Source organism: Phycisphaerales bacterium, from assembly GCA_016716475.1.
Taxonomy (GTDB): domain Bacteria; phylum Planctomycetota; class Phycisphaerae; order UBA1845; family Fen-1342; genus JADJWG01.
This window is the reverse complement of sequence record JADJWG010000004.1, coordinates 659,317-672,994: the sequence shown is the minus strand read 5'-3', so window position 1 is coordinate 672,994 and position 13,678 is coordinate 659,317. Positions and strand designations below refer to the sequence as shown.

Annotated in this window: 9 protein-coding genes; 7 read left to right on the top strand and 2 right to left on the bottom strand. The window is 65.2% G+C overall.

What is annotated here, in order from left to right; translation table 11 throughout:
• Positions 1-15 precede the first annotated feature (15 nt).
• Positions 16-1,968: an acetoacetate--CoA ligase gene (locus IPM18_16775; protein MBK9121238.1), complete on the top strand. Its 1,953-nt coding sequence runs from the start codon at positions 16-18 to the stop codon at positions 1,966-1,968.
• Between the two features lie 86 nt (positions 1,969-2,054).
• Here IPM18_16775 and IPM18_16770 read toward each other — a convergent pair whose 3' ends face one another.
• On the bottom strand, positions 2,055-4,007 hold the full coding sequence (locus IPM18_16770; protein ID MBK9121237.1) for a chemotaxis protein: 1,953 nt from the start codon (positions 4,005-4,007) through the stop codon (positions 2,055-2,057).
• A 379-nt stretch (positions 4,008-4,386) separates the two neighbouring features.
• Between IPM18_16770 and hppD the strand changes: the two genes are divergently transcribed.
• Positions 4,387-5,478 carry a 4-hydroxyphenylpyruvate dioxygenase gene (hppD, locus tag IPM18_16765; protein ID MBK9121236.1) on the top strand — a complete coding sequence of 364 codons (1,092 nt, stop codon included), beginning with the start codon at positions 4,387-4,389 and terminating at the stop codon, positions 5,476-5,478.
• Positions 5,479-5,511: 33 nt separating this feature from the next.
• Positions 5,512-6,876 (top strand): hypothetical protein, encoded by a 1,365-nt coding sequence (locus IPM18_16760; protein ID MBK9121235.1) that lies wholly within the window; start codon positions 5,512-5,514, stop codon positions 6,874-6,876.
• A gap of 39 nt (positions 6,877-6,915) precedes the next feature.
• Here IPM18_16760 and IPM18_16755 read toward each other — a convergent pair whose 3' ends face one another.
• Positions 6,916-8,301, bottom strand: a complete 1,386-nt coding sequence (locus tag IPM18_16755; GenBank protein ID MBK9121234.1) for an FAD-dependent oxidoreductase — start codon at positions 8,299-8,301, stop codon at positions 6,916-6,918.
• Between the two features lie 196 nt (positions 8,302-8,497).
• Here IPM18_16755 and IPM18_16750 point away from each other — a divergent pair, with 196 nt between their 5' ends.
• The 4 genes from IPM18_16750 to IPM18_16735 all read left to right on the top strand — a co-directional run bounded on the left by IPM18_16750 (position 8,498) and on the right by IPM18_16735 (position 13,580).
• Entirely contained in the window at positions 8,498-11,116 is a 2,619-nt protein-coding gene (locus tag IPM18_16750) for a thioredoxin family protein (protein ID MBK9121233.1), read from the top strand.
• 218 nt (positions 11,117-11,334) lie between these two features.
• Entirely contained in the window at positions 11,335-12,465 is a 1,131-nt protein-coding gene (locus IPM18_16745) for a PD40 domain-containing protein (GenBank protein ID MBK9121232.1), read from the top strand.
• A 150-nt stretch (positions 12,466-12,615) separates the two neighbouring features.
• Positions 12,616-13,368: a hypothetical protein gene (locus IPM18_16740; protein MBK9121231.1), complete on the top strand. Its 753-nt coding sequence runs from the start codon at positions 12,616-12,618 to the stop codon at positions 13,366-13,368.
• 23 nt (positions 13,369-13,391) lie between these two features.
• Positions 13,392-13,580, top strand: coding sequence for a hypothetical protein (locus IPM18_16735; protein ID MBK9121230.1), 189 nt, complete (start codon positions 13,392-13,394; stop codon positions 13,578-13,580).
• The last annotated feature ends 98 nt before the right edge of the window (positions 13,581-13,678 follow it).

Sequence of the window (13,678 nt, the reverse complement as noted above, 5' to 3'; positions counted from 1 at the left end):
CTCAGGAGGCGACGCATGTCCGTCACCCCGCTGTGGACCCCCGCACCCGAGCGCGCCCGCGCCAGCCAGATGCATGCCTTCCTGCAGGCCATGGCTGGGCGGCACGCGCTCGAGCCCACCTGGGAAGCGCTGCGCACGTGGGCGCTCGAGAAGTACCCCACCTTCTGGGCGGAATGGCTTGCCTGGGCCGGAGTTACCCCCAGTACACCCGCCGCTGCGCCCTGCGAAGGGGCGGGCCTGCTCGACACACGCTGGTTTCCCGGTCTGACCCTCAATTACGCGCGGTACATGCTCCGCACGGACAACGACGACCTTGCCATCATCAGCGAGACCGAGGACGGCCGCACCACGACCTGGACCCACCGTGAACTGCGGCAGGCCGTGGCACGCTGTACGGCCGCGTTGCAGGCAGCGGGCGTGCGGCGCGGGGACCGCATCGCCGGCTACCTGCCGAACGTCGGTGAAACCGTGATCGCGATGCTCGCAACCGCAAGCTGTGGCGCCATCTGGTCGAGTTGTTCCCCCGACTTCGGCGTCCAGGGGGTGCTCGATCGCTTCGGGCAGATCGCGCCGAAGTTACTCTTCGCGACCGACTCCTATTCGTACGGGGGCCGGATCTTTGACGTCTGGGAGCGCGTGGTTGAAATCCTTCCCCGCCTGCGGGAAGCGCCGCAGGTCGTTGTCATCCCGCGTCAAGGTGATGGCGGCCCGCCGAACCTCGGCAAGCTGAACGCGCGGACCTGGAGGAACTTCCTCGATACAGCCGATGCCGACACTCCGCTGCACTTTGAAGAAGTGCCGTTCGACCATCCGCTCTTCATCATGTACTCATCGGGTACGACCGGCATACCGAAGTGCATCGTCCACGGCCACGGCGGCACGCTGCTCCAGCACCTCAAGGAGCTCATGCTGCATTGTGACCTGCGCGCCGGCGAGCGCATTTTCTACTTCACCACCTGCGGTTGGATGATGTGGAACTGGCTCGTCAGCAGTCTGGGGGTCGGGGCCGCGGTCGTGCTCTACGACGGCAACCCCGCCTTCCCGGATGTGCAGCGCCTCTGGCGCCTCGCCGCACGCGAACACGTCACCGTCTTCGGCACCAGCCCCAAGTTCCTCGCTGCCTGCGAGCAGGCCGGTGCCGCGCCCGGACGCGAACATGACCTGACCGCCCTGCGGTGCCTCTGCTCGACCGGATCGCCGCTGAGCCCGGACCAGTTTCGCTGGGTTTACGATCACGTGAAGCGCGACCTGCAGCTCGCGTCGATTTCCGGAGGTACGGACATCATCTCCTGCTTCATGCTCGGCAATCCGCTGCTGCCGGTGTACGCCGGTGAGATCCAATGCCGCGGGCTCGGCATGGACGTACAGGCCTGGGACGAAAACGGCGCGCCGGTTGTCGGCCAGAAGGGCGAGCTGGTTTGCTGCACACCGTTCCCGTCGCAGCCGGTCGGGTTCTGGAACGACCCCGGTGGGGCGCGCTACCGGGACGCGTACTTCGAGCACTATCCGGAGCGCTGCGTCTGGCACCACGGCGACTTCATCGAAATTACCTCGCGCGGCGGTGTGATCGTGTACGGCCGCTCCGATGCCACCCTCAACCCCGGCGGCGTGCGGATCGGTACGGCCGAGATCTATCGCGTCGTGGAGAACATCCCCGAGGTGACGGACAGTCTCGTGGTCGGGCGCGATACACCCGATGGCGACGTGGAGATCTGCCTGTTCGTTGTGCTGCGCGCCGCAATCACACTCGACAAAGAACTGACGGACCGCATCCGCACAGCCATCGCCCACGGCGCGACTAAGAGGCACGTCCCACGGCACATTCGGCAGGTCACAGCCATCCCCTACACGATCAGTGGCAAGAAGGTGGAGCTGGCCGTCCGTCAAATCCTGCACGGTCAGTCTGTGCCGAACCGCGACGCACTCGCGAATCCGCAGGTGCTGGACGAGTACCGCGACGTGTTGTAGGGCGTAGCCCCCAGCGCGGTGTGCAATCAAAAGCGAGGCCGGCGCACCAACGGCACACCGGCCCCGCACGGAACGGTTGGTTCAAACTAGAACTGCGCGAGGTCTCCGCCGGCCGGGGAGTTTTGCGCCACCGCCTTCGAGCTCTGGGCTCTCCCTTGCGGCTTCGTGCCGTAGTTCCGCGGTGCCGCGTGCGCCGCCGGACGCGGTGTGAACGCCGCGCGATCCTGACTCCGCTGGCCATGCACGAGCGCGGCCAACTCCTCGACCACCGTGTTCACCGCAATGGCCTGGGCTGACAGCTCCTCGGCGGCCGAGGCGGATTCTTCGGCGCCGGCCGCATTGGATTGCGTCACCTGGTCCATCTGGCCCACGGCCGTATTGACCTGCTCGACGCCCTGGGCCTGCTCCTGGCTGGCGCGGGCAATGCCACCGATCAGGTCCGTAACCCGCGCGACGTCATTGACGATCTGGCTCAGAACGTGGCCGACCTCGCCGGCGACCGTCGTGCCCTCCCGGGCTCGTTCCACCGACGACTCGATCTGGGCGGTCGTTTCCTTCGCAGCTTCGCCGGCTCGTTGTGCAAGGTTGCGGACTTCCTCGGCCACGACCGCGAAGCCCTTGCCATGTTCGCCGGCCCGGGCGGCTTCAACCGCCGCGTTCAGCGCCAGCAGGTTGGTCTGAAACGCGATTTCCTGGATCACCTTGATGATCCGACTGATCTGGTTCGACGACTCGTTGATGGCCCCCATCGCGTCGTTGAGCTTCGACATGGTGCGGTCGCCGTTCTGGGCGGCCGTCCGGGCCTGGTCGCTCAACTCGCTGGCCTGGCGCGCATTCTCCGCGTTGGTGCGGGTCATGGCGGCCATTTCCTCGAGTGCGCTGGAGGTCTCCTCCAGCGAGGACGCCTGCTGGCTCGCGCCGGAGGCCAGTTGCTGCGACGTGGACGAGACCTGCCCAGAGGCCTCGGTGACCTGGCGGGCGCCCTCGGTCAGCCGCGAGATGATCTGGTTCACGGGCTTGGTGATGCCGCGCGTAATGACCAGGGCCAGCACCACACCTACCATGGTCGCGGCAGTCAGCCCGATGATGAGGGTCCACACGGAGCGGCCCAGCACCGCCGTAGTTCCATCCGCGGAAACCGTAGTGGCCGCGATACAGGCACCTGCCACTTCCTCGGCCGCCGCCGTAACCTGCAACCCGAGGGTGCCACGCTCGGCGGCAAGCTCTTCCAGCGCGACGAAGTTGCTGGTCAGCTCTGCCAGGGCCTGGCGGTAGGCATTGGCCGCGGTGCGCACGGCCTCAATCGCCCGTAAATCGGCGTCCTGTCGGGTGATCGCCGTGAGGTCCTTGAGCTTCTGCTCAATATTGGGGAAGTTCTGATCTGCAGCCCGCGCAATCGCCGGATCGCGCAACGCCTGGGACTGGTAGTTCGCGATGCGCGTGGCATTGCCAAGGTCAATGACATCATTGGCCCAGGTGATCTTGTTCAGGCGCTCCTGCAACTGCTCAGGCGTCGCATTGTTCTTCAAGTCCTGCCCGAAGGCCTCCGTCTGACTGTGCAGGAATGCTTCTGATTCCTTCATGTAGCGTGCAGCCGCTTCTCCGAGCACCTTGCGGCTTGCCTCGATCCCCGCCTGGGCCTGCACCGTACGGTCCACCAGCGCCGCATAGCGCTTCACGGCCGCCGCCGCCTGCGGCGTGGCCGTGCGCAGGTCATCCAGGTGTGCCGAGCGCCCCGCCAGCTCTGCCGCTGCCGCCAGGTACTCCTCAACGAGTTGCAGTTCCTTCCGCCCGGTTTCGAGGTGCTGCTGCTCACCTGTGTAGCCGTAGCCACGGATCGCATACATGGTCAACAGCGCGTGGCGCTCGACGTCGTTCGCCACGGCCACCGCCGGGACGAACTCCACCGCCAGCGTATGCGCCTCACTCTGCACGCCGCGCATGCTCACGACAGCCAGCCCTCCCAGCCCAATCGCGATCACCACGAGGGCCCCGAAGCCGGCACCAATCCGCGTCCCGAGTTTCATGTGTTTGAACATGCCGAGCGGTCTCCCGTGGCCGCGGAGGCACGGCCAGTGGTTCGTATAGCGCTCATACCACGCTTCAGGGACCCGCCCGCAGGTCGCTGTGGGAGACGGTGCCATCGCGTGGTCCGCGCTCCTCCGATACCTTAGGGCTTCGACTGCCTCTTCCACAGACTTGAACAAATAGGGGGTATTCCCCTCGATTTGTGGTCTGCCCTCCCGACCTGTTGTCGGAAAGCCGCCATTGCGCTCATCCTGTCGCGGTATAATCCGCGGGTGGCGGCACGCTTCCTCCGTGTCGCCGCGTGTCGGGCCGTCGCATCGTTGCAACCCATCTCCGTCGTGGTGGCGGATGGCCCAGCGCTCCACGGTTCGAGGAAGACCGGGCTGAGACATGGCTACTCCCGACTTTCTGGCATTGCGCGGGTTCGATCACATCGAGTTGTACGTCGGCAATGCCCGCCAGGCGGCGCACTTCTACGACAAGACCTTCGGCTTCAAACCGGTCGCCAAGCAGGGCCTCGAGACCGGGTGCCGCGATCGTGCGAGCTACGTCATGCAGCAGGGCCAAGTGCGGCTCGTACTCACCTGCGCGCTGGGACCGGATCACGAAATTGCCCGCCATGCGGCCCTGCACGGCGACGGTGTCAAAGTGGTCGCCCTGGAGACCATGGATTGCGAAGCGGCCATGCGGGAAATGCGCGCCCGCGGCGCGACGGTCGTTCAGCCGTGTGAAACCTGTGAAGATGAGCACGGTACCGCCAAGACCGGAGTGGTGCGCTACGCCGGTGACACACTCATCAAGATGGTGGAGCGGCGCCACTACCGCGGCATTTTCCTGCCCGGCTACCACCGGCTCGAGGCGCATGGGTCGCCGGCCGCTGGGCTCGTGGCGATCGATCACATTGTCACCAACGTACACCTGGGTGAAATGAACTACTGGGTGCGCTGGTTCGAGCAGGTGCTGGGCTTTTCTCAGCTCGCCGAGTTCACCGACCGCGACATCAGCACCGAGTACAGCGCGCTGATGAGCAAGGTCATGGAGGATGGCCGCAAGATCAAGCTGCCCATCAACGAGCCGGCGGAAGGCCGCCGCAAGTCACAGATCGACGAGTACCTGGAGTGGTATCGCGGCCCCGGTGTACAGCACATTGCCATGGCGACCGGGGACATCTGCGCCACCGTGCGCGAGCTGCGGCGCCGCGAGATCGACTTCCTGCGCGTACCCGACACCTACTATGAGGATCTCGCCGCGCGCGTCGGTCCCATCGCCGAGGACTTCGATGAGTTGCGTGAACTCGGCATTCTGGTCGACCGCGATGATGACGGTTACCTGCTCCAGATCTTCACGCAACCGGTCCAGGACCGCCCGACGCTCTTCTTCGAAGTCATCGAACGACACGGCAGCCGCGGCTTCGGCGTCGGCAACTTCAAGGCACTGTTCATCTCGCTTGAACGCGAACAGGCCCGCCGCGGGAACCTCTAGCCCGACAGCGGTGCAACCGCACCCGGAAGCCCCATGCGACCCACAGTTCACCACACCTGCCGCCGGCCCGTCGTTCATCCGGGCCCCCTTGTCGGCTGGGCTCTGCTGCTCGGTCTGGGTACTGCGGTCGCCGGCGCCCACCCCGGGCAGACACTCGACCTGCGCGTGACTGTGGACGATGAGGCCGTGCGGTACAACCTGATCATTTCTGCGGATCTGCTGGCGCGGCTCCTGGGGGACCACGGGGCAGCCCCACCGCCGATCGACCTGCGCGGGGACGGCAGCGCCGCGCCTGAAGTTACCGCTGCAATCCAGGCCGCCCTGCTGCGGATTCTGGCCGACCAATGTCCGGTACGCATCGAGGAGGAAATTGTCCCACCGGTCCTCAAGCACTTCGAGTTCCTTGAACCCACGCCCCTGCCGTTCGCCCGGGATCAGGTCTTGCCGGCCGATCTCCGCCTGGACGTGCATTATCCAACGGGCCGTAAACCCCAGCGCATCAGCATGGTCTGGCGGCTCTATGCCGATGCCGCGGCGGCCGCGCGGCTGGGCACACGGCCGGGTGTGGTGGCTAGACTGCTGGCGTACCGCGAGGACAAGGTCCACATCTTCACACCGGATGAACCCGAACTCATCTGGCATTTCCTTGAAGGCGGCCCGGCTCTGACAGATGCCGCCGTAATCGCAGAACTGCCACCGGCGCCTGCGGTCGGGGTACCACTGCTGTCGGTGGCACTGCTGGCGGGGTGGGTGGGGCTCCTGGGATACCTCGGCCTGCGGCCGGCGCGGCGGCGGTGGTTCGGACCGGCGGTGCTGCTGACCATTGTGCCGCTGTTCGTGGCTGTGGCCGGTCGGAACACGCTGGTCGCGCAGGTGCCGGCCCCGTGGCTTGAAAGCTCGGCGCTGCCCGACGAAAGCGCTGCTCGCGCGATTTTTCAGGCACTGCAGGAGAACGTGTACCGTGCGTTCGAGTACCGCGATGAAAGCGACGTCTACGACGTGCTGGCACAGAGCGTCGACGGGGGCCTGCTCGAGGCCGTTTTCAACGAGATTTACCAGAGTTTGATCCTGCGTGAGCACGGTGGCGCCGTCGCACGCGTCGAGTCGATTGACTTGCTCGAGACGGCCTTCGAAGGTGGCGGACTGCTGCCGAATGAGCGCATCCCGGCATTTCGCGTCCGCTGCCGGTGGCAGGTACACGGCGCCGTCTACCACTGGGGGCACGTCCACCTGCGCACCAACGAGTACGAAGCGCGCTATACCGTGGCGCTGCGCGGGCGGCAGTGGAAGATCGTCGGCGCGGAGTATCTTGCGCAGCGCCGGGTCGCCGAACAAGACGACATCCCCGCGGAACTCCGCACAACACGCTCAAGCCGGATCGACGCAGCTTTGCCCTGAGCACACGCGTCCAAGCTGCCCCACGGGGACCAACCGCCGCTACTCCACCTCGGGGAGATAAGCCCCGTGCGTGCGCAGCCGTACACGCAACGCGGCCACATCCACGGCACGCACCTCCCCGGCGTGCCGGTGCACGGCCACAGCGGCCGCGCAACCCGCGGCCTCCCCCATGGCGAGGCAGTTCGGCATCACCCGGGTGGAGCCCTGGACCGGGCGATCCGTGCTGATGCAGCGGCCGGCAACCAGCACATTGCGGAGCGTCTGTGGGATCAGGCAGCGAAAGGGAATCCCATGCGATTCACCCGGGGCGTACTGGTGAATCTTCTCGCCCCAGTCAACTTCCTGACCGAGCGTGCGCTCCCATTCGCGCTTCGACAGGTGAATGTCGATGTAGTAGGCATTGCGGGCAATCTCGTCGGCGAACGAGCGCCGCGCCAGGTAATCGTCCAATGTCAGCACGTAATCCCCCACGATGCGGCGCGTCTCACGGACACCGATCTGCACCCCGCTGGTTACGAGGTAGGCCCCTTCACAACCCGGCAGGTATTTGCGAACGAACGCGGTCAGGTGCCGTATCAGTTTGCGCCCCTCGACGTGGGCCCGCGTGAGCTGCACCGGGTCGGTGGCATCCACATCAAACACATGGCTGAAATTCAGCCCGATGGTGGACGGTGACTGGAACGCGACATTGGCCGCATCTTCCAGGATGTCGAGGTCGCCGGCGGCCTTCGCCGCAGCGATCGCCGGTTTCAGCAGCAGGTTCTTCGCGTTGTCGGCCCACAGCCAGGGCTGCAAGCGCGCCTGGTCAACCCCTGCAAGCACGAAGCACATCGTGCAGGGCTGCAACTCCCCCGTCACTGGGTCGCCCTTCTGAAAAGGCGCACCGGAAGCGACCGCGACGTCCGCGTCGCCCGTGCAGTCCACCACAACCTGCGCCGCCAACCGCCGCAGGCCCCCCTTGTTATGCACCACCGCGCCCGGCACGAATCCGCCCACCGTTGGCAGTGTATCCACAAAATGCGTTAGGTAGAGCAGCTCCACTCCGGCCGCAAGCACGCGCTGCTCGTAGATGTACTTCAGACCCTCCGCATCGATCGGTACCCAGTCGTAGTTATCAGGCGCCAGGTGCGGCATCCCCGCCTTCATCTCTTCGAGCACGGCGAAGCCGATCCCGCCAATGATCGGTCGGCAGCGGTCCGTGAAAGGACAGAACGCTGGTACAAGACCCACCGTACCCATGCCGCCCAGGCAGCCGTGCTGCTCAACCAGCAGCGTGCGAGCCCCCTCGCGCGCCGCGGCGCACGCCGCCGCCACCCCGGCCGGCCCGCCACCCACCACGAGAACCTCGCACGTGGCCACAACCGGCAGATCCGCCCAGAGCTTGCGTAACGTATGCGGGAGGCGGCGATCGTGCTGGGCAGGCATGGGCGCGCGATTCCTCTGACAACTCTGGACAAACGATCCGTCATTATATGGCTGCGACCAGCACCCCGGGGAACTGCCTGGAAGTCGCCTGGAATAGACACGGCGCGTCGCGGTTATAATCCGATACGCATGGTCCAAGCCAAGGACCACAGACGCTCCACGGACCCAGCACAGACCCCAGGCAGGGAACCACCGGATGCGAAAACTCGCCCTGTTGCCGTTCGTACTACTTCTCTCTGCGATCGCAACCGCCCAGGCCCCACCTCCACCCAAGTTCACCGCAACACTGCACGCCGCGGCCGAAAGCGTGGCCCCCGGGGGCACGGTCCCGCTCGCCCTCCAATTCGACATCGAAAAGGGGTGGCACGCATACCACCCGATCCTGCTGTCGGCCGGAGGTCCCCTTAGCATACGCTTCGAGGTGCCCGCAGGCGTAACCTTCGGTCCGTTGCAGTACCCGGCGCCCTACTACGGCGAGATGGGGGGGTTCGGCTACCTCGGTTTCGAAGGCCAACCGGTTGTTCTCACCACGCTGCGCGTCGCAGACCATGTCCCGGCCGGTCCACTGACCATCCGCGCGATCATCGACGCGCAGATCTGTAAGGAGCTCTGCGTTCCCGTTCAAGCGATGGCTTCGCTGACGATCCCCGTCGCACCCGGTCCGAATCCGCCCGCGAACCAGAAGCTTTTTGAAGCAGCCCACGAAAATCTGCCCAAGCCACTGGCCGAAGCTCCGTATCTCCGCGGCAGCCAGGTCGAGGTTACACCCGCCCAGATCACCCCCAGCGACGAGGGCGAGATCGTCGTCACGATCCAGGTGCAGCGCGGCCATTACATTCAGGACCGCGATCCCGGAAATGATGTGCTTATCGCCTCACGCGTCTATGTGGAGGAGCCGGAAGGGCTCAAGCTGGGTGATCAGCAGTGGCCGGATCCGAAGGTTAAGGAGAACGAGTTTTTCGGCCGAGTGCGGACTCAGAGTGGGACAGTCCGTGTGCGCGTCCCGGTGCGGATCATCGACCGCGCGCATCCTTCGGGCGAAGTGCCGTTGCGCGTCCTTGTGACGTACCAGGCGTGCTCGGAAGCAGGGATGTGTTTTCCACCCGAGACGGCCGAGGGCCTCGTCACGCTGACGGTTGAAACCTCGAACCCGACCGCCACGCGCCCACTCGGTTCGCTGTATCCGCGCATCACGACAAGCGCGGATGCCGGCGCACCCGTGGCGCCCCCGGCCGATGGGGCCGGTTCCTTCATTATTGTCGACGATCAGCCCGAGCGCGGGTTGTGGTGGTACGTCATCGCGGCGTTTGTCGGCGGGTTCATCCTGAACGTCATGCCGTGCGTTTTCCCGGTGATCTCTCTGAAGATTCTGAGTTTCGTCAAGCAGGCGGGCGATGACCGCCTCCGAATCTTGCTGCTCGGACTGGCGTTCTGCGCCGGCATCATGGTGTGGTTCTGGATTTTCGCGTGGGTCACGTCGCTCGGGCAGATCCCGTTGCAGAGTCCACTCGTAGTGCTCAGTCTCATTGCAATCCTGACGCTCTTCGGGCTGAACCTGTTCGGGGTATACGAGATCATGCTGCCGGGCAGCACGGCCGGAAAACTGGACGAGGTTTCGGGGCGCGAGGGCTACACCGGCGCGTTTTTGAAGGGCCTGCTTGCCACGCTCCTCGGCACTGCCTGTACCGCCCCGTTTTTCGCACCCGCGGCGGCCTGGGCTTCGACTCAACCCCTGCAAATATCATTTACGGTCTTCAGCGCGGCCGGCGCAGGCATGGCCTTCCCCTACCTTGTTCTGTCGGCGTTTCCCCAGTGGCTCAAGCTCTTGCCGAAGCCGGGATTGTGGATGGTTCGGTTCAAGCAGGCGATGGGTTTCATCCTGCTGGGGACAGCAATCTGGCTGCTGAAGGTGTTGGGGGATCAACTCGGCACGGATGCCGTCGTGTGGACACTCGCATTCCTGACCACCCTGGGGTTCTCCGCATGGCTTGTCGGGCAGATCGGGCTGAGTTGGTCTCCCCGGGCCAAGCTGAACATGTGGTGTGGCGCCATCGCGGTATTCCTCGGCGGCACTTGGGTCAGTTATGTGCACTTCTTTGATTTGCGCGGTGCGTTGTGGCCGCCCGCAAGTGCTTCCGTACGGTCCGTCTCGGCACCTGCCAGCGCAGCGGAACTGCGCGACCTCGTGGAAGTCATTCACAACGCCATGCTCGCCGCACTCACCGCCACGGATGCTTCCGTCCAGCCCGTTACACCGCTGGACGACGCCGCTCTAAGCGCCATTGTTGAATCCTTGCGCAGCGCACCGACCGGAGACCGCGCCGCGGGGGCCAACGGCACCAGCCCTGCGCGAACGTTTACTCCTGGCGAACTGCGCACCCTCGCACGGACCGTCGCTGAGGCCAACTGGGATGAGGGCATTCCCTGGCAACCGTTCCAGGTCGGGCTACCCGAGGCCCTCGCCGCAGCCGGCTATAGCGTCTATGTGGATTTCACTGCGACCTGGTGCGTGACTTGTCACGCCAACAAGGCGAGTTCACTCGAGATCGCATCGACCAAGCGTATGCTGCGGGAGCTGCGCATGATCCCCTTGAAGGCGGACTTCACCCGCCCGGATCCCGCCCTGCGAGAAATCCTGTTGCGCCACGGCCGCAATAGTGTCCCCCTCAATCTCGTTTTCGCCGCGGGGCAGCCGGACCGCCCGTTGGTCCTGCCCGCACTCCTCACACCGGGCGTGGTGCAGCAGGCCCTCTCCCGTGCCGGTGGCACGACCGCAGCGCCGGCCGGTTCCGAGCCGCTGACGCAGCGCCCGTAGAGCGTAACGTCGCGGCCCGCGCATGGCCCGCCCTCCAGTTTCCAACCCACGGTCATTCCCGCGCAGCACCGCGCCCGCAATCAACCCGCCCCGCGTATCAGCCGATAACCAAAATGTCGCCAGGACGGCCACCCAAGCCATCACCTGGCGTATGGCAAGGTTTGGCGGCTCCGTGGGAGCACGCTCCCACAAGCACCCGCTGCGTACGGATTCAAGGCATGCGCGCACGCCTCACTAGCAGCATCCGGCACATCCCAGCCCTGGGCGCTCCGCTGCTCCTGGTGCTGAACGGGTGTTGCCTGATTCCCAAAAACTCGCCGTGTGAGCCACACACTAGCGTACCGCCATCGCTCTACGGCGATTGGCCCGCAGACGAGGCCGTCCCGTCTGACGGCCCCCTCCTCCCCAACCTCGTGCGCCACAGCTTCACGACCGAGGGCGTCGATTTCGACCCGGATGTCAGCGCCACAGATGGCTGGATCGTCTTTGCTTCGACCCGGCAGTCGGAGTTGCCGAACCTGTTCCTGAAACGCTATGCCGGTACTACTCTGACCCAGCTCACCGATGCCGGCGCAGCCGACATTCAGCCACGCTTCAGCCCAGACGGACGCCGCATCGCCTTTGCCTCGAGCCGTGCCGGTTCCTGGGACTTGTGGTTGCTCGACCGCGAAACACTTGCACTCACACAGCTTACTGACGACCCGGCCGATGAGCTGGCCCCCGCGTGGTCCCCTGACGGCCGACAGATCGCATACACCCTCTGGAGCCAAACCGGTCAGCATTGGGAGATTTGGGTCCTGGAGGTTGAGGAAGCCGGCGTGCGGCATTACCTCGGGCCCGGGATGTTCCCCGCCTGGTCACCCGATGGCCGACACCTGGCCGTGCAGCGCTCCCGCCAGCGCGGCAGCCGTCTGTTCGGGATCTGGACCTTTGAACTGCGCAATGGGGAGGCGATTCTGCCAACCGAAGTGGCAGCGAGCGATGGTGCGGCATGCATCAGCCCAAGCTGGTCCCCCGATGCTCGACGCCTGGTGTACTGCCTGGTTCCCGAGAACCACGCTTCCAACTCGCAACGCAGCTTCCCCCATGGAGGAGCGGCTGAGCTATGGGTGGTCGATGTACCGACCGGGCTGCGGACACGGCTGACCGGCACCGGATTGACGGCGTTTAACCCGGTGTGGTCGCGTGATGACCGGGTGTTCTTCGTTTCTCCCCGGGCGGGGTCAGAGAACATCTGGAGCATCAGTGCCCCAGTTCCGCTGCCGACGGACGAGGCGACCTTCGTGCCGCAACACGAGCGGTCGGATTCGGGCGAAGAAAGCGCAACCAGCACAATGGCAGGATCTTAGGACATGATCCAGGATACAACCCGCCACCCTGCCACACCGCGCCGCCCGGCCGATTCCAGCCCGGGAGAATCGTCGCAGCGCAGAAACCTGCTGCATTATGGGCCTATAATTTGCCAGCGTGCCGAGAGCATATTGAGTAGTCGTGCTGGGATGAACAAGGTGGGTTGTGGCCGAAACGCGTGGCGGGGGCGCGTCGGGCTTTGGATAGTGCTGGCTAGCAGTCTGGGCGCAACCGGTTGCGCCCAATCCAAGCGCGCCCCCGCGTCACTGCCCCAGCCGCTTGTGGTTGCCGTCGCTCCCGTCCTGAATCTCAGCGGCAGTGAGGATTTCGACCCGCTGCGCTTCACTGACCTGATTGCATCCGAACTCCAGACTTTTGACGGAATTGCCGTCGTTCCTGTGAACCTGGCGTTGGCCGAACTGCAACACCGCGGCCTCCACGGCATCGAAACGCCCGCAGATGCGCGCGCCCTCGGCGCAGCGCTGGGCGCCGACGCCACGCTCGTCACGGCGGTCACAGAGTATGACCCGTATGCCCCGCCCGTGCTCGGTCTGGTGATGCAGTGGTACGTCGTTCGGCCGCACGCCGCGGTTTCGCCGCTTGATCCGACCGCTGCCTCGCGCGCGGCCCGGGCCCCGGCCGGCAGCTTATCGGAGCGACCCGGGGACGCCCCGCAATGGCAGGTACAGCGAGTTTATAACGCCGCGGAGCAGCGGATTCAGGCCGATGTCCGGAAGTATGCGGAACGGCGCGGCGGGACCCGCAGTCCGTACGGATGGAGAAAGTTTCTGCAGTCGCAAGAACTATACGTCCGTTATTGCGGTTGGACCACGATCCAGACGATGTTACTGCTGGAAGGAAATGGTCGCGAAACGCGGGAGCCAGTTGAGGCGCAGTCATGAGCCCGGCCCAGAGATGCCTGAGCATGGTTAAGGGCGCACACCGCTACGTCTTCAGCTACTACGAAGGCGGCGAGGCGGAACTGCTCAGCAGCTTCGTGGCTTTGGCGAGCGACCCGCAGAGTGAGTTCGACTGGTTCGATGCCGCCGTCCTGAGTTACCAGATGGGACAGCAGCTTGCCCGCGAACTGGATACGGTTGCCCGAGTGGAATAAGGGCAGTTTCCAGGTCGCCCAGTTGGAGCAGGGCAACACGATGTGGAATTCGCAAGTGGGCAGCGCCGTTCAAGGCCCGAGTGCCGTCGAAAGTGACA